This window comes from Acidovorax sp. 106 (assembly GCF_003663825.1).
In the GTDB taxonomy this organism is placed as follows: domain Bacteria; phylum Pseudomonadota; class Gammaproteobacteria; order Burkholderiales; family Burkholderiaceae_C; genus Acidovorax.
This window is the reverse complement of record NZ_RCCC01000001.1, coordinates 1,367,273-1,383,260: the sequence shown is the minus strand read 5'-3', so window position 1 is coordinate 1,383,260 and position 15,988 is coordinate 1,367,273. Positions and strand designations below refer to the sequence as shown.

15 protein-coding genes are annotated in these 15,988 nt (G+C 65.3%); 12 read left to right on the top strand and 3 right to left on the bottom strand.

Going from position 1 to position 15,988, the window contains the following annotated elements; genetic code table 11:
* Window positions 1-100: 100 nt before the first annotated feature.
* On the top strand, window positions 101-529 hold the full coding sequence (speD, locus tag C8C98_RS06220) for an adenosylmethionine decarboxylase (protein WP_121453553.1): 429 nt from the start codon (window positions 101-103) through the stop codon (window positions 527-529).
* A gap of 71 nt (window positions 530-600) precedes the next feature.
* Window positions 601-1,329, top strand: coding sequence for a nucleotidyltransferase family protein (locus C8C98_RS06215; RefSeq protein WP_121453552.1), 729 nt, complete (start codon window positions 601-603; stop codon window positions 1,327-1,329).
* Window positions 1,330-1,359: 30 nt separating this feature from the next.
* Here the strand turns inward: C8C98_RS06215 and C8C98_RS06210 are convergent, their stop codons facing one another.
* Window positions 1,360-2,244: a hypothetical protein gene (locus tag C8C98_RS06210; RefSeq protein WP_121453551.1), complete on the bottom strand. Its 885-nt coding sequence runs from the start codon at window positions 2,242-2,244 to the stop codon at window positions 1,360-1,362.
* Window positions 2,245-2,407: 163 nt separating this feature from the next.
* Here C8C98_RS06210 and C8C98_RS06205 point away from each other — a divergent pair, with 163 nt between their 5' ends.
* Together C8C98_RS06205 and pyk are read left to right on the top strand one after the other, a co-directional pair.
* Window positions 2,408-3,799, top strand: a complete 1,392-nt coding sequence (locus C8C98_RS06205; RefSeq protein WP_121453550.1) for an aminopeptidase P N-terminal domain-containing protein — start codon at window positions 2,408-2,410, stop codon at window positions 3,797-3,799.
* Between the two features lie 113 nt (window positions 3,800-3,912).
* Entirely contained in the window at window positions 3,913-5,349 is a 1,437-nt protein-coding gene (pyk, locus tag C8C98_RS06200; protein WP_121453549.1) for a pyruvate kinase, read from the top strand.
* Here pyk and C8C98_RS06195 read toward each other — a convergent pair.
* A complete protein-coding gene (locus C8C98_RS06195; protein WP_121453548.1) occupies window positions 5,282-5,863 on the bottom strand; it encodes a phosphatase PAP2 family protein in 582 nt (193 codons plus the stop codon). The two genes, pyk and C8C98_RS06195, sit on opposite strands and share 68 nt — an antisense overlap.
* Window positions 5,850-6,605, bottom strand: coding sequence for a phosphatase PAP2 family protein (locus C8C98_RS06190; RefSeq protein ID WP_121453547.1), 756 nt, complete (start codon window positions 6,603-6,605; stop codon window positions 5,850-5,852). Before C8C98_RS06190 ends, C8C98_RS06195 begins: the two co-directional genes overlap by 14 nt.
* Window positions 6,606-6,744: 139 nt before the next feature.
* On the opposite strand from C8C98_RS06190, the gene C8C98_RS06185 reads away from it, so the two are divergent.
* The 8 genes from C8C98_RS06185 (at window position 6,745) to C8C98_RS06150 (ending at window position 15,847) form a co-directional block, all read left to right on the top strand.
* Entirely contained in the window at window positions 6,745-7,437 is a 693-nt protein-coding gene (locus C8C98_RS06185; protein ID WP_121456067.1) for a response regulator transcription factor, read from the top strand.
* Window positions 7,434-8,843 carry a histidine kinase dimerization/phospho-acceptor domain-containing protein gene (locus C8C98_RS06180; RefSeq protein ID WP_121453546.1) on the top strand — a complete coding sequence of 470 codons (1,410 nt, stop codon included), beginning with the start codon at window positions 7,434-7,436 and terminating at the stop codon, window positions 8,841-8,843. Before C8C98_RS06185 ends, C8C98_RS06180 begins: the two co-directional genes overlap by 4 nt.
* A 102-nt stretch (window positions 8,844-8,945) precedes the next feature.
* Window positions 8,946-10,010 (top strand): class II fructose-bisphosphate aldolase, encoded by a 1,065-nt coding sequence (gene fba, locus C8C98_RS06175; protein WP_099657005.1) that lies wholly within the window; start codon window positions 8,946-8,948, stop codon window positions 10,008-10,010.
* A gap of 236 nt (window positions 10,011-10,246) precedes the next feature.
* On the top strand, window positions 10,247-11,362 hold the full coding sequence (locus C8C98_RS06170; protein WP_121453545.1) for a Re/Si-specific NAD(P)(+) transhydrogenase subunit alpha: 1,116 nt from the start codon (window positions 10,247-10,249) through the stop codon (window positions 11,360-11,362).
* A complete protein-coding gene (locus C8C98_RS06165) occupies window positions 11,359-12,165 on the top strand; it encodes a hypothetical protein (protein WP_233574468.1) in 807 nt (268 codons plus the stop codon). Before C8C98_RS06170 ends, C8C98_RS06165 begins: the two co-directional genes overlap by 4 nt.
* A gap of 108 nt (window positions 12,166-12,273) precedes the next feature.
* Window positions 12,274-12,603 (top strand): NAD(P) transhydrogenase subunit alpha, encoded by a 330-nt coding sequence (locus C8C98_RS06160; protein ID WP_121453544.1) that lies wholly within the window; start codon window positions 12,274-12,276, stop codon window positions 12,601-12,603.
* 12 nt (window positions 12,604-12,615) lie between these two features.
* Window positions 12,616-14,040, top strand: a complete 1,425-nt coding sequence (locus tag C8C98_RS06155) for an NAD(P)(+) transhydrogenase (Re/Si-specific) subunit beta (RefSeq protein WP_121453543.1) — start codon at window positions 12,616-12,618, stop codon at window positions 14,038-14,040.
* Window positions 14,041-14,167: 127 nt separating this feature from the next.
* Window positions 14,168-15,847, top strand: a complete 1,680-nt coding sequence (locus C8C98_RS06150; RefSeq protein WP_121453542.1) for a long-chain-fatty-acid--CoA ligase — start codon at window positions 14,168-14,170, stop codon at window positions 15,845-15,847.
* Window positions 15,848-15,988: the final 141 nt, after the last annotated feature.

Below are 15,988 nucleotides of genomic sequence, written 5' to 3'. Positions count from 1 at the left end.
CTATTTTACCGGGGCCGCAGCGCTCACTTCGCTCGGCTTGCCCTGCGCACCGTGTCGGTACCTCTCGTGGGGGGCGGTCGATGCACTACAGTGCAGCCCCATGCACGGATTGCACCTCACCGCCGACCTTCACGGATGCCGCTGCGCGCCGCTGTGGCTGACCGATGCCGCCGCCCTGGGGCAGGCATGTCTTGCGGCGGTGCAGGCTGCGGGGCTGCAGGCGGTGGGGCAGGTGTTTCATGTCTTTCCGGCCACGGTGCATGGCCCTGGCGGCGTCACGGCCACCGTGCTGCTGGCCGAGTCGCACCTGTGCGTGCACACCTGGCCCGAGCAGGCCGCGGTGACACTGGACGTGTACGTGTGCAACTTTGGCGCCGACCACAGCGCCAAGGCCCATGCCCTGATGAACGCGCTGCTGGCCTTGTTGGACGCAACCACCGTGCAGCGCCACGCCTTGCAGCGGGGCGAGTTGGCCTCTGCGCCCAGTGCCCCTCAATCGCCAACTGCGCCCGGCGCTGCTGTGGCCTGATCCCCATCGCTTTGGAGCTCCTTTTGTCGCCCCAGTTTTCCTCTCCCTCCGGCGCTCACCAGGTGCCCGCCATGCTGCTGGCCGCAGGCCGTGGCGAGCGCATGCGCCCGCTGACCGATACCTGCCCCAAGCCCTTGCTGGTGGTGCAGGGCCAGCCGCTGTTGCAGTGGCATTTGCAAGCCTTGGCGCATGCCGGGGTGCGCCAAGCGGTGATCAACACGGCGTGGCTGGGCGAGCAGATTAGCGACCGATTTTTAAGTCATTTTGGCCTCCAGGGCACGCTGGATAAGCGCGAGCAGCTATCAATTTCATACTCGCACGAGGGCGTGGATTTTGGTGGAGCGCTGGAGACGGCGGGTGGCATTGCCCGTGCGCTGCCGCAATTGGGGCCGGTGTTCTGGCTGGCGGCGGGCGATGTGTTTGCGCCCGACTTCAAGTTTGACGCCGCTGCGGTGCACGCCTTTGAGGCCAGCAACCACCTGGCCCACCTGTGGCTGGTGCCCAACCCAGAGCACCATCTGCGTGGTGACTTTGGGTTGTCGCCCGAAGGCCTGGCGATGAACTTGCCTGCAGACGACCCCACCCCCCGGTTCACCTACAGCACCATCGCCTTGCTGCGCGCCGAGTTGTTTGGGCTGCCGTGGTGCGACATCCCACCGGGCAACCCTGGCGGCGTGGCCCAGCCTTTGGCGCCCTTGCTGCGCCGCGCCATGGACCTCGGCCGCGTCAGCGCGTCGCTCTACACCGGCCGGTGGACCGATGTGGGCACGCCAGAGCGCCTGGCCCAGCTCCAGCGTTGACATCGCCTGGGCCATCGGTGGCCCAGACCGTCATTTGGATGCGGCTGAAGAAGCGGAAGAGGGCGGCGCTGCGGCGGTGGCCGATGCTGCCGGTTCCGCTGGCAACGCAGGCGCGCTGGCGGCTGCGCTGGCACCCTCTGCGGTTTCGGGTGCGGCAGGGGCTATGGGGGCGGGCAACACCCACACCTTGTCGCCTTCGACCGGCGCTGCGGGCTGCACGGTGACGGGCGGAGCGGCTTCGCAGGTTTTGAACAGCCACTGGCTGGGCGCAAAGCGTGCATTGGGGCCGTCCGGCGGCGCCTTGCCCACTTCGGCGCGCACGTCGTAGTCGATGTGCGGCACCTGGAAGGTGGCGATCTGCCCTTTTTTGCAGTTGATGTAGGGGACGACTTTGTTGGGCACCCAGCTCTGGCTGGCGGTGTCATAGCGGTGCACAGGGCCGATGCGCTGGTTATCTGCCAATTCCATGCGCATGGGCAAGACTTGCAGGGCGATGACCTGCACGCCTGCCACCTCCACCGGCTGCGGGAATCGCACCGCATCCATGCCATGCAGGGCCAGCGGGCGGGTGGGATCGCCCCGGTCAAACGGGTCAGTGCGGTTGACGAGGCTGCCCGCCGGGATCAGCAACTCGCCGTACTGGAAGTCTTGCGGCAGCACAAAGCGCTCGCGGCTGGCGCGCACGGCGGCGCTGTCGTGCCAGGCTTGCTGGGCGCTTTGTGACAGGTACATCTTCACGCCCAGCCAGCCATTGCACAGCACCGCCACCACGATCATGCCTACCACTGCGCCTGGGGTAAGCAGCCACTTCTGCGGCACATCAACCCAGCGGTAATAAACGCCGTAGATCAGCAAGAGGGCTGTGATCACCACCCCCAGGGCGGGCACGAAAGTCGTCAGAAAAAAGTTCGACATGGATAGGTGCAAATGGGAAGAAAGCCGTGGTGCCTGGGCGTCCGCGCCAGGGACGTTGCCAGCCGGGGCGTTGCAGGTTTTTGGCCCCTGAGTATCTGGACCAACGGGAGTGGATTCTCTGCGACAACCCGGGCGCGGTGTCGGTTGGGCTCAAAATGTGCGCATGAATGCAACGCAATCCATCTACGCCCAGCGCCGTGCCCGCCTCGCCTCGATGCTGGGCGCTGGCGGCATCGCCATTGTTCCCACCGCGCCTGAACGCCCGCGCAACCGGGACACCGACTTCATTTACCGGCACGACAGCTACTTTTATTACCTGACTGGCTTTACCGAGCCCGGCGCGGTGCTGGTGCTCACGGCCGAGGGGCACAGCACGCTGTTTTGCCAGCCCAAAGACTTGGAGCGCGAGATCTGGGACGGCTACCGCCTGGGCCCCGCCGCCGCGCTCGAGGCCTTGGGGGTGGACGCCGCACAGTCGGCCGCCGTGCTGGACGCCCAGCTGCCCCGCCTGCTGGAAAACCGCAGCTGCGTCTGGTACCCGTTTGCCACGCACGCAGGCCTGGCCGCACGCGTGGAAGGCTGGCTCAACGCCGTGCGGGCCCGTGTGCGCTATGGGGCCCTGTGCCCAACCGAGCAAAGCGACGCCTGCACTTTGCTCGACGAGATGCGCCTCATCAAAGACGCGCACGAGTTGGACACCATGCGCCGCGCCAGCCAGATCAGCGCCCAGGCCCATATCCGCGCCATGCAGCGCTCGGCCCGCATGCTGCGCGCAGGGCAGGACGTGCGCGAGTACCACCTCGATGCCGAGTTGCTGCACGCCTTTCGCGAAGGCGGCTCGCAGTACCCCGCGTATGGCTCCATCGTGGCGGCAGGGGCCAATGCCTGCGTGCTGCACTACCGCGCCGACGCGGCCCCGGTGCGCGATGGCGAGCTGGTGCTGATCGACGCGGGGTGCGAGCTCGATGGCTACGCCAGCGACATCACCCGCACCTTCCCGGCCAACGGCAAGTTCACCGGCCCGCAGCGCGCGCTGTACGACCTGGTGCTGCACAGCCAGGTGGCCGCCATTGCCGCCACCAAGGCCGGCGCCCGCTTCAACGACCCGCACGACGCCACGGTGGCCGTGCTGGCCCAAGGCCTGCTCGACCTGGGCTTGCTGGATAAAAACAAGCTGGGCACCGCGCAGGACGTGATTGCAAAGCGGGCCTACTTCCAGTTCTACATGCACCGCACCAGCCACTGGCTGGGCATGGACGTGCACGACTGCGGCAGCTACGTGGAGCCTGGCGAGGTGGGCCAGACCAGCGAGCGCAAGGACCCGCTCTCGGGCGAGACCATCACCAACCGCCCCAGCCGCGTGCTGCAGCCCGGCATGGTGCTGACCATTGAGCCGGGGCTGTATGTGCGTCCTGCCGAGGGCGTGCCAGAGCAGTTCTGGAACATCGGCATCCGCATCGAGGACGACGCTGTGGTCACCGCCAGCGGCTGCGAGTTGATCACGCGCGACGTGCCTGTGGATGGGGATGAGATCGAAGCGCTGATGCGCGGCTGAACCCAGGTGTCGTCGGTTCCCACGGCCCGTGTCAGGGTTTTCTGGTAACGGGGATGTAACCGGTTTCGTGTGAAAATTGAAACCCGATTACATCCAAGCGAAAGAGACACACCATGGCCATTCGCCGCGCCACCAAGATCGTTGCCACCCTGGGCCCCGCTTCGAGCGACCCGCAACTGCTCGAGGCGATGATCCGAGCGGGCGTCAACGTGGTGCGGCTGAACTTCAGCCACGGCAAAGCACAGGACCACATTGACCGTGCCGCCACGGTGCGCGCTGCGGCCCAGCGCGCCGGGCGCGAGGTGGCCATCATGGCCGACCTGCAGGGTCCCAAGATCCGCGTGGGCAAGTTTGCAGAGGGCAAGGTGTTTCTGGAGCCTGGCGCCAAGTTTGTGCTGGACGCTTCGCGCACCGAGCCAGGCGATATCAACGGTGTGGGCCTGGACTACAAGGAGCTGCCCCGTGATGTGAAGGCGGGCGACTTGCTGCTGCTCAACGACGGCTTGATCGTGCTTACGGTGGACTCAGTGCGTGGCGAGGAGGTGCACACCACCGTCAAGCTCGGCGGCGAGCTGTCCAACAACAAGGGTATCAACAAGCAAGGCGGCGGCCTCACGGCACCGGCCCTCACGGCCAAGGACATGGAAGACATCCGCACGGCCATGAGCTTTCAGGCCGACTACGTGGCCGTGAGCTTTCCGAAGAACGCGACCGACATGGAAATGGCCCGCCAACTGTGCAACGTGGCTGCGGCAGAGTACCGCCACAAGCCCGGCCTGATCGCCAAGATCGAGCGTGCCGAAGCCATCCCGCACCTCGAAGCCATCCTGCGCGTGAGCGACGGCATCATGGTGGCGCGTGGCGACTTGGCGGTGGAGGTGGGCAATGCCGCCGTGCCCGCACTGCAAAAGAAAATGATCCGCATGGCGCGCCAGCTCGACAAGGTCGTGATCACCGCCACGCAGATGATGGAAAGCATGATCACCAACCCTGTGCCCACGCGCGCCGAGGTGAGTGACGTGGCCAACGCCGTGCTCGATGGCACCGATGCCGTGATGCTGAGCGCGGAAACCGCAGCAGGCAAATTCCCGCTGGAAACCGTGACCGAGATGGCCACCATCTGCGCCGCTGCAGAGGCCGCAGAAGACCACCCTCAGGACGCCGACTTCACGGGCCAGACCTTTGGCCGCATCGACCAGTCCATCGCCATGGGCGCACTGTTCACCGCCCACCACCTGGGTGCCAAGGCCATCGTCGCCATGACCGACAGCGGCGCCACGGCCCTGTGGATGAGCCGCCACCGCATCCACATTCCGATCTATGCGCTGACCCCCAAGATCGCCACGCAGCGCAAGATGGCCATGTACCGCAACGTGCGCCCCTTGCTGATGGACACCAGCGCTGACCGCGACACGGCCCTGGAGCAGGCGGAGCGCCACCTCAAGAGCCGCAACATCGTGCAAAAGGGCGATGTCTACGCCATCACCTGCGGCGAGCCCATGGGCGCGCCGGGTGGGACGAATATGCTGAAAATCTGCGTTGCCAGCTGAGCGGCGCTTGCGTCACCAGCCAGCCCGTGGCGCCTGCGGCCAAGATGCCAGTGGTGCCGCCTGCCAGTACATCCAGCGGAAAGTGCACGCCCAGGAAGACGCGGCTCCAGGCAATGGCTGCGGCACCTAAAAACGCCACCCCTGCCCACCGGGGCATGCGGCACAAGGCCAGGCTGGTGGCCAGGGCAAAGGACTGCGCTGCATGCATGCTTGGGAAGCCCGCCCTGGCGCCATGCTCCAGCCACTGGATGCCCAAACCCAACTGGGCCGGGCGAGGCGCTGGAACCCCCCAGCGCAGCAGGTGAACGCCGACCCAGGTGATGGCCATGGCCACCAAAGCCTTGGCGATCACCCACCGGTGTTCGCGAGTTCCCAGCGCGCACCACAGCGCCAGGGCCGCACCCACCAGCAAGGGCAGGGTGACAGAGACCCAGCGGGCCAAGGCAATGAGAAACAGGGGGGTTGCAGGCCCCGCGTTGATGGCCTCAAAGAGGCTTTGATCAAGAGTGAGCACGGTGCTGCGAAGTGCTCAAGGTGGCAGGGGTGCTGTCATGAAAGACGGCGTGCTGCCTCCAGGCCTGGAATGCCATGTCCCACAGCCAGCCAGCCGTCCAGCACAGCCAAGCGGTCCAGAGGGTGTGGCTCATGAAATGGGCGCCGCGCACCTGCTGCGCGCCACCCAGAATGAAGCCCATCAGCAGCGATGCGCCCAACCACACCCATGCGGCCCGTGGGTGCTTGCGCCGCAGCGCAAAGTAGCCCCCTACAAACGCGAAGCCTGCCGAGGCGTGGCCCGCTGGAAAGCAGCGCCCGCCGCCGCCGTCCAGAATGCCCAGCGCCCAGTGCGATACGTGTCGGGCCACCCCGCCAAACTCAGCCAGGTCCCAGGGGCAGCTGGTATTGCTGATGTTCTTGAAAATGCTGATCACGGCCAAGGCCACCAAGGCGCTGCTGGCCAGTTGCAGCCGCTCGCTCAGCTGGAGCTGCCGCAGGATGCCCTTGGGCCACCACACGCCCAGCGCCAGCAGCAAAACGACCACCCAGCCCAACCGGCGGGCGCCTTCGTGCATGACATGCATGACAAACCACTGCTCTCGCAGCGGAAAACCGGCTTCTGATCCAAAAAGCTGGGCCATGGCCAGGTCTTTTCCTGAGGCATCCCAGGCAATCAGGCAGGCAAAGCAGGCCAGGGTCCATGCCAGCAGGGTGCGGTTGCTGGGGTAGTCCGGGCTGGAGTGAGGGGAGGCGTGAGGCATGCCCGCACTGTAGGAATGGGGCCTTAACAGCTTCTTAAAGTGCAAGAAAATGCAAACGGCAGCGGCGGTTGGGCTCCCGCTGCCAAAGTTTGGCGTGGGGAGCGTTGGGGCCGACGTGGTGTGCAGCGACAATGTCCCTATGCGAATCCTCGTGATTGAAGACGATGCAGGCATTGCCGACGGCCTGCGCACCACGCTGCAGCAACGCGGTTATGCCGTGGATGTGTGCGGCGATGTCGCCAGTGCCTGGAATGCCCTGCGCACCGAGCGCTTTGACGCCATCTTGCTGGACCTGGGCTTGCCCGACGCCGATGGCGGGGTGCTGCTGCAGCGGCTGCGCTCGGCCCCAGGCAGCGCGGGCTCTGCGCTGCCGGACCCCGCCACGCCGGTGCTGATCGTGACCGCGCGGGACCAGGTGCAGCAGCGCATTGCGGGGCTGGACATGGGGGCCGACGATTACCTGGCCAAGCCGTTTGATATTGACGAGCTGGATGCGCGGCTGAGGGCGCTGCTGCGCCGCGCCGCAGGCCGCGCGGCGCCCACCATTCGCCACGCAGGCATCGAGATGGACCCGGCTGCCCGCACGGTGCGGCTCCAGGGGCAGCCGGTGGACATGTCTCCGCGCGAGTTTTCGGTGCTGCGCGTGCTGCTGGAGGCGCGTGGTCGGGTGCTTTCGCGCCAGCAAATCGAGGAACACCTCTACAGCTGGGACGCCGCCATTGAAAGCAATGCGGTGGAAGTGCACATCCACCACCTGCGCCGCAAGCTGGGCAGCGCCAGCATCATGACCATGCGCGGTGTGGGCTACTTCATGCCCCAGGAGCCCGCATGACCTCCCCTGCAGACTCCCGTGCCCCAGCGCCCGGCGGCCGCGCTTCCCTCACGCGCCACCTGCTGCTGTGGTCTTTGGGGGCGCTGGTGGTGGTGTGGGGCAGCTTTGTCTTTCTGGGCTACAAAACCGGGGTCCACGAGGCCGATGAGCTGACCGACGGGCACCTGGCCAGCGTGGCCGCCTTGTTGCTGAACTTGCGCGCCTTTGAAGCGGTGGACGGTGTGCATGCCACCGAGCGCACTCCACTGCCCGGCCTGAAGGCGCACGACTACCAGCAGTCCTTGAGCGTGGCGCAGTGGGATGCGCAGGGGCGTCTGGTGGCGGTGAGTGGCTCGGCGCAATTGCCCCCGTTCGATGCACGCGAGGGGTTTATTGACCTGCAACTGGGCACGCCGCCGGTGGCATGGCGCGGTTTTTCGCAATGGAACGTGGAGCGCAACCGCAAGATCATGGTGCTGGTGGCCGTGCACGAACGTGATGAGCTGGCAGAAGACATTGCCGAGCAGATGATTGAGCCGGGTCTGTGGCTGCTGCCCGTCATTGCGTTGGCTCTGGGGCTGGCGTTGCGCCGGGGGCTTAAGCCGCTCTACGCCCTGTCGGACGACGTGGCGGCGCTGGACCCAGCCATGGACCACCGCCTGGCGTCCCAAAACGCCTGGAAAGAGTTCGAGTCTGTGGAGGCATCCATCAACACCCTGCTGGACCGCCAGCAGGCCGCCATGGCCCGTGAGCGCCGGCTGGCCAATGAGGTGGCCCATGAGCTGCGCACACCCCTGTCGTCCATTGCGCTGCAAGCCAGTGCATTGGACGGTGGGCTGGAGCCGGACGCCCAGGTGCAAGCCTTAGGGCGCATTCGGCAAGACGCCCTGCGGGCCGGGCATGTGCTCAACCAGTTGCTGGCCCTGGCCCGCGCCAGCCGTGCCGAGCTGGACAGCGCCACGGCCCAGGTGGACCTGGCCGCCATGGCGCGTGGCGTATGTGCCGACTATGCGCAGGCGGCTTGGCAGCGGGGCGATGAGCTGGAAGTCAGCGCCCCGGCCAGCCTGTGGGTGCAAGGGCATGCCGTGCTGCTGGACCTGGTTTTGCGCAACCTCATCGAAAATGCCCTTAAACACACGCCCCCAGGCACCCACATTGCGGTGCAAATGGCAGAAGACAGGGCCAAGGACAGTGGGGCTCAGGCGGCCTGGCTGCAGGTGTGCGACGACGGTGCGCGCCCCCACCCTGAGCACGGTGGTGCGCCACCCCCTGTGGTGGCGGTGGACAGCCTGCACCTGGGCCATGAAATTGTGGCCCGCGTTGCCCAGGTGCACCGTGCCCGGTTTGGCAAAGCGCAGGCTCCTGCGCCATTCACCACCTGCTACCGTCTGGATTTGCCAAAGGAAGGGTCCGCGGCACACAGGTAAAATCACAGAGTTACCAAGCGGTTACCAACTTCCGCTTGAAAAATTGCCAGCCCGTGAAGGGCCCTGGCGCCCCCTCACCCACCCACAACGGACCCAACGACCATGCCTCTCGTCTCCATGCGCGAACTGCTCGACCATGCCGCTATCAATGGCTATGGCATCCCTGCATTCAATGTGAACAACCTGGAGCAAGTCCAGGCCGTGATGGCGGCCGCAGACGAGGTGGGGGCCCCGGTCATCCTGCAAGCCAGCGCAGGCGCCCGCAAGTACGCAGGCGAGCCCTTCATCAAGCACCTGATCCAGGCCGCGGTCGAGGCTTTCCCCCACATCCCGCTGGTGATGCACCAGGACCATGGCACTTCGCCCAAGATCTGCCAGGGCGCCATCGACCTGGGCTTTGGCTCGGTGATGATGGACGGCTCGCTGATGGAAGACGGCAAAACGCCTTCGTCCTTTGACTACAACGTGGACGTGACCCGCAAGGTGGTGGAGCTGGCACACAAGTACGGCGTCACGGTGGAGGGCGAGCTGGGCTGCCTGGGCAACCTGGAAACCGGCGATGCCGGCGAGGAAGACGGCATTGGCGCCGAAGGCAAGCTCGACCACAGCCAGATGCTGACCGACCCCGAGGAAGCTGCTCAATTCGTCAAGGCCACGCAACTGGACGCGCTGGCCATTGCCATCGGCACCAGCCACGGCGCCTACAAGTTCAGCCGCCCGCCCACAGGCGACATCCTGGCCATCAGCCGCGTCAAGGAAATCCACGCCCGCATTCCCAACACCCACCTGGTGATGCACGGCTCGTCTTCCGTACCGCAAGAGTTGCTGGCCATCATCAACCAGTACGGCGGCAAGATGAAGGAAACCTACGGCGTGCCCGTGGCCGAGATCCAGGAAGCCATCAAGCACGGCGTGCGCAAGATCAACATCGACACCGACATCCGCCTGGCCATGACCGGCGCGGTGCGCAAGTTCCTGGCTGAAAACCCAGAAAAGTTCGACGCCCGCGAATGGCTCAAGCCCGCCCGCGAAGCGGCCAAGCTGGTGTGCAAGCAGCGCTACCTGGAGTTCGGTTGCGAAGGCCAGGGCAGCAAGATCAAGGGCCTGAGCCTGCAGACCATCGCTGCGCAATACGCCTCGGGCGCTTTGGCCCAGGTGGTGAACTGATTTTTGAAGGTGGGCGGGCGCTTGGCGCCTTTCCGCCGGGGCCCCGCCCGCTGATACAGCCCGCAAGCACTTGGTGCTTTCGGGCTTTTTCTTTGGAGCCTGCGTTCAGTGGCTGACACAACGCAGCAAAGTCGTCGCAAAGTGCGGTAAACCCCCCATGCTGCCAAAACAACTTCATGTAAGCTGCCGTTCAGAATTTTGAACGATCACCGGGTTGCCCAACGCGAGGAGATGACATGTTCATAGGAGTGCCAGCAGAGACCGTGGCCGGTGAAACCCGGGTCGCCGCGACGCCCGAGACCGTCAAAAAGCTCACCGCTCTGGGGCACAGCCTGCGCGTGCAGTCGGGTGCGGGCCTGGCTGCCAGCGTGACCGATGCGGCCTATGAGGCCGCTGGCGCCGAGATCACCGACGCCGCAGGCGCCTGGGGCGCCCCGCTGGTGCTCAAGGTGCGTTGCCCGTCAGAGGCCGAGGCCCCCTGGTTGCGCAGCGGCACCACCCTGGTGGGCATGCTCAACCCGTTTGATGCCGCTGGCCTGCAGCGCCTTGCGGCGGCGGGCGTCACCGCCTATGCCCTGGAGGCTGCGCCACGCACCACCCGCGCACAGAGTATGGACGTGCTCTCTTCCCAAGCCAACATTGCGGGCTACAAGGCCGTGATGATCGCGGCCGACCGCTACCAGCGCTTTTTCCCCATGCTCATGACGGCCGCCGGTACGGTGAAAGCCGCGCGCGTGGTGGTGTTGGGCGTGGGTGTGGCGGGCCTGCAGGCCATTGCCACGGCCAAGCGGCTGGGCGCGGTGATCGAGGCGTCGGACGTGCGCCCCAGCGTCAAGGAACAGGTCGAGTCTTTGGGCGCCAAGTTTATTGACGTGCCCTACGAAACGGCTGAGGAAAAAGAGGCCGCCGAAGGCGTAGGCGGTTATGCCCGCCCCATGCCCCCCAGCTGGCTGGAGCGGCAAAAGATCGAAGTCGCCAAGCGCGTGGCGCAGGCCGATGTGGTCATCACCACCGCGCTCATTCCGGGCCGCCCGGCGCCCGTGTTGGTCACGCCCGAGATGGTGCAGGCCATGAAGGCCGGCTCGGTGATCGTGGACCTGGCCGCCCCGCAGGGCGGCAACTGCCCGCTGACCGAGCCCGGCAGCACCGTGGTCAAGCACGGCGTGACGCTGGTGGGCGAGACCAACTTGCCCGCCCTGGTCGCGGCCGATGCGTCGTCGCTGTACGCTCGCAACGTTCTGGATTTTTTGAAACTCATCATCAACAAGGAAGGTGCCCTGCATGTGGACATGCAGGACGACATCGTGGCCGCCTGCCTTATGGCCCACGAAGGCACCCTGAAACGCGCATGACCCTTTCGACACGCATCCCCCTTTTTACCCGGCTGACCCGTTTGAACACTGCAACGCTTTTTTCTGAACCTGCCCGCGCCCTGCGCGCCCTGCGCCAGTGGGGCCTGCGTGCCGTGGTGGCAGCGGGCGTGCTGGCCACTGTGGCCTGTGCCCCCGTCAAACCTGCAGCCACCCCTGAATACCCCGTGGGCCGTGCGCGGCTGGCCTTGCCGGAAGGCGCCTGGGAAGACCTGGGCCAAAGCACCGTGGCCCTGCCCGTGCGCCCCGCCCCCGGCACCATCCCCTTGCAGACCCGCGCCGTGGGGCTGCGCGGTGCCGACAAGGAGCTGCTGGCGGTAGCGCTGGTGCAAACCAACAGCACCAACTACCCGCGTGAGCAAACGCTGTGGACCGGCACCTGCCCCCGCCAGGATGGCGTGTGGGTGGAAGACGCCGCCCAGGCCAGCCCGGTGCGTGTGGATTGCCTGCGCTTCAAGCGCTGGGCCAACAACCGCGACTGGCTGGACAAGAACCAGCCCGAGTTGGTGCGCTGGATGGCCGACCACAAGGTGGCCTTCACGCGCCCGGTGTCGCACCTCAACTACCGCTACGCCACCCAAGGCGGCGCGTACGTCGAAGTGAACATCGTGGCCGACCAACGCCTGGTGCGCCCCAAGACCATCAACAACGAAGAATTCTTGCGCGCAGGCTACCCCGCACAGGACTGGGCCCAGAAAGTGGCGCAGGCCGCACGTTTGAGCGTCAGCATGATGGACGGGTACCTGGCCTTGCCAGCGTTCCCGATCCCTGAGTCGAAGTTGTGAGTTGTCCCTGGGGTGCTTCGCGCCAGCGGATGACGCTATTGCCTTTGCCAGCCTGGGCCCTCGGGGCCTGGGCCAATCCCGGTTAACCCCGTCCCACAGGAGAACCCCATGGATGCTGTCTCGCCCACGTTGATCAACCTCATCATCTTTGTGCTGGCCATCTATGTGGGCTACCACGTGGTGTGGACGGTGACGCCCGCCCTGCACACCCCGCTCATGGCGGTGACCAACGCCATCTCGGCCATCGTCATCGTCGGGGCCATGCTGGCGGCGGCGCTCACCGAGACCACGCTGGGCAAAACCATGGGCGTGCTGGCCGTGGCGCTGGCGGCGGTGAATGTGTTTGGTGGCTTTCTCGTCACCCGGCGCATGCTGGAGATGTTCAAGAAAAAAGAGCGCAAAGTACCCGTGGATAAAGCGCAAGCAGCTATCAAATAAGGAGCAGGCGACATGAGCATGAACCTCGTCACGCTGCTGTACCTGGTCGCCAGCGTCTGCTTCATTCAGGCCCTCAAAGGGCTCTCGCACCCCACCACTTCCATTCGGGGCAATGTGTTTGGCATGGCGGGCATGGCGATTGCCATCCTCACCACGGCGGCGCTGATTGTGGAGCTGTCGGGCGGCAAGGCCGAGGGCATGGTGTATGTGCTGGGCGCGCTGCTGGTGGGCGGCGCGGCGGGCACGGTGATGGCCCGGCGCGTGGAGATGACCAAGATGCCCGAGCTGGTGGCCTTCATGCACAGCATGATTGGCCTAGCGGCGGTCTTCATCGCCGTGGCCGCCGTGGCCGAGCCCTGGGCGTTTCAGATTGTGGGCAAAGGCCAGCCGATTCCGGTGGGCAACCGGCTGGAGCTGTTCCTGGGTGCGGCCATCGGGGCCATCACCTTCAGTGGCTCGGTCATTGCGTTTGGCAAGCTCTCGGGCAAGTACAAATTTCGTTTCTTTCAAGGCGCCCCGGTGCAGTTTGCCGGGCAGCACCTGCTGAACCTGGTGCTGGGCCTGACCACCGTGGGGCTGGGGCTGCTGTTCGTGGCCACCGAGAGCTGGACCGCCTTCTTCGCCATGCTGGCGCTGTCGTTCGTGCTGGGCGTGCTCATCATCATCCCGATTGGCGGGGCGGACATGCCGGTGGTGGTGTCCATGCTCAACAGCTACTCGGGCTGGGCGGCAGCGGGCATCGGCTTCTCGCTCAATAACTCCATGCTGATCATTGCGGGCTCGCTGGTGGGCAGCTCGGGCGCGATCCTGAGCTACATCATGTGCAAGGCCATGAACCGCTCGTTCTTCAACGTGATTTTGGGCGGCTTTGGCGGCGACACGGCCACTGCGGCGGCGGGCGCGCAGGTGCAGCGCAGCGTCAAGACGGGCAGTGCCGACGATGTGGCCTTTGTGCTGGGCAATGCCGAAACCGTGGTCATCGTGCCCGGCTATGGCCTGGCGGTGGCGCGGGCGCAGCACGCCGTCAAAGAGCTGGCGGCCAAGCTCACTGAAAAAGGCATCACTGTGAAGTACGCCATCCACCCCGTGGCAGGGCGCATGCCCGGCCACATGAACGTGCTGCTGGCCGAGGCTGAAGTGCCCTACGACCAGGTGTTTGAGATGGAAGACATCAACGGCGAATTCGGGCAGGCCGACGTGGCTATCATTCTGGGCGCCAACGACGTGGTGAACCCCGCAGCCCACACCAAGGGCAGCCCGATTTACGGCATGCCCATCCTCGAAGCCTACAAGGCCAAGACGGTGATTGTGAACAAGCGCTCCATGGCCGCAGGCTATGCGGGCCTGGACAACGAGCTGTTCTACATGGACAAGACCATGATGGTCTTCGGCGACGCCAAGAAGGTGGTCGAAGACATTGGAAAAGCCTTGGAGTAAGCCCTTCGGGAACACCGCTCGCAGGGATGGCCCTTGGGCGACACCGCAGAATTTTTTAGCAACCACGGAGCACCACCGGCCACTACAAGACCGGGCTCCACCGACCGAGAAGTTTGGAGAGACACGCATGACCGACCGCCCCTGGCTGGCCGCCTATCCGCAAGGCGTACCCGCAGACATTGACCCCACCCAGTACGCCTCTTTGGTGGCGCTGATGGACGAGGCCTTTGGCCGCTACGCAGACCGTGTGGCCTACAGCTTCATGGGCAAGGACATCAGCTTTGGGCAAACCGACGCGCTGAGCCGCGCGTTTGCCGCCTACCTGCAGGGCCAAGGCCTGGCCAAGGGCGACCGCGTGGCCATCATGATGCCCAACGTGCCCCAATACCCTGTGGTGGTGGCCGCCGTGCTGCGCGCAGGCTTTGTGGTGGTCAATGTGAATCCGCTGTACACCCCGCGCGAGCTGGAGCACCAGCTCAAGGACTCCGGCGCCAAAGCCATCGTCATCATCGAGAACTTTGCGGCCACACTGCAGCAGTGCATTGCCAACACCCCCGTCAAGCACGTGGTGCTGTGCGCCATGGGCGACCAGCTGGGCTTCCTCAAGGGCATGCTCGTCAACTACGTGGTGCGCAACGTCAAGAAGCTGGTGCCCGAATACAGCCTGCCTGGCGCTGTGCGCTTCAATGATGCGATTGCCCAGGGCGAGCGCGGCAGCTTCAAGGCCGTGGACATCAAGCCCGACGACATTGCCCTGCTGCAGTACACCGGCGGCACCACGGGAGTGAGCAAGGGCGCCGTGCTGCTGCACCGCAATGTGATTGCCAACGTGCTGCAGGCCGAGGCCTGGAACGAGCCTGTGATGAAGTCGCTGGCGCCTGGCGAGCAGGCCGTCACCGTGTGCGCGCTGCCGCTGTACCACATCTTCGCCTTCACGGCGAACATGATGCTGAGCATGCGCATGGGCGGCAAGACCATCCTGATCCCCAACCCACGCGATTTGCCTGCGGTGCTCAAAGAGCTGTCCAAGCACACCTTCCACAGCCTGCCTGCGGTGAACACGCTGTTCAACGGCCTCGCCAACCACCCTGACTTCCACACCGTCAACTGGAAGAACCTGAAGGTGTCGGTGGGCGGAGGCATGGCCGTGCAAGGCGCTGTGGCCAAGCTGTGGCTGGGCAAGACGGGCTGCCCCATCTGCGAGGGCTATGGCCTGTCGGAGACATCGCCCATCGTCAGCTGCAACCCCGTCACGGCCAAAGAGTTCACCGGCACCATCGGCACGCCTGTGCCCAGCACCTACATCAAGCTCATCGATGACGAGGGCCGCGAGGTCACCACCCTGGGCCAGTCGGGCGAGATCGCCATCAAGGGCCCGCAGGTGATGGCGGGTTACTGGCAGCGCCCCGACGAAACCGCCAAGGTCATGACCGAAGACGGCTACTTCAAATCGGGCGACGTGGGCGTGATGGACGAGCGCGGCTACTTCAAGATCGTGGACCGCAAGAAGGACATGGTGCTGGTCAGCGGCTTTAACGTGTACCCCAACGAAGTCGAAGAAGTGGTGGCGGCCCTGCCTGGCGTGCTGGAATGCGCCGTGGTCGGCGTGCCCGACGAGAAGACTGGCGAGGCCGTGAAGCTGGTGATCGTGAAGAAAGACCCCGCCCTCACCGAAGCCCAGGTCAAGGAATTCTGCAAGGCCAACTTGACCGGCTACAAGCAGCCCCGCGTGATTGAGTTCCGCACCGAGCTGCCCAAGACGCCCGTGGGCAAGATTCTGCGCAGGGAATTGCGAGATAAGAAGTGACCTGACGCCAAACCACCTGGAACCGTTCACGCTGAGCTTGCCCTAGCGCGTCGCAAGGCTCGGGCAGGCTCAGCCCGAACGGATATTTGCGGTGCGAAGAGACCCATCAGCGACTGAGAACCTGTTCAAAGTCGCACGGCC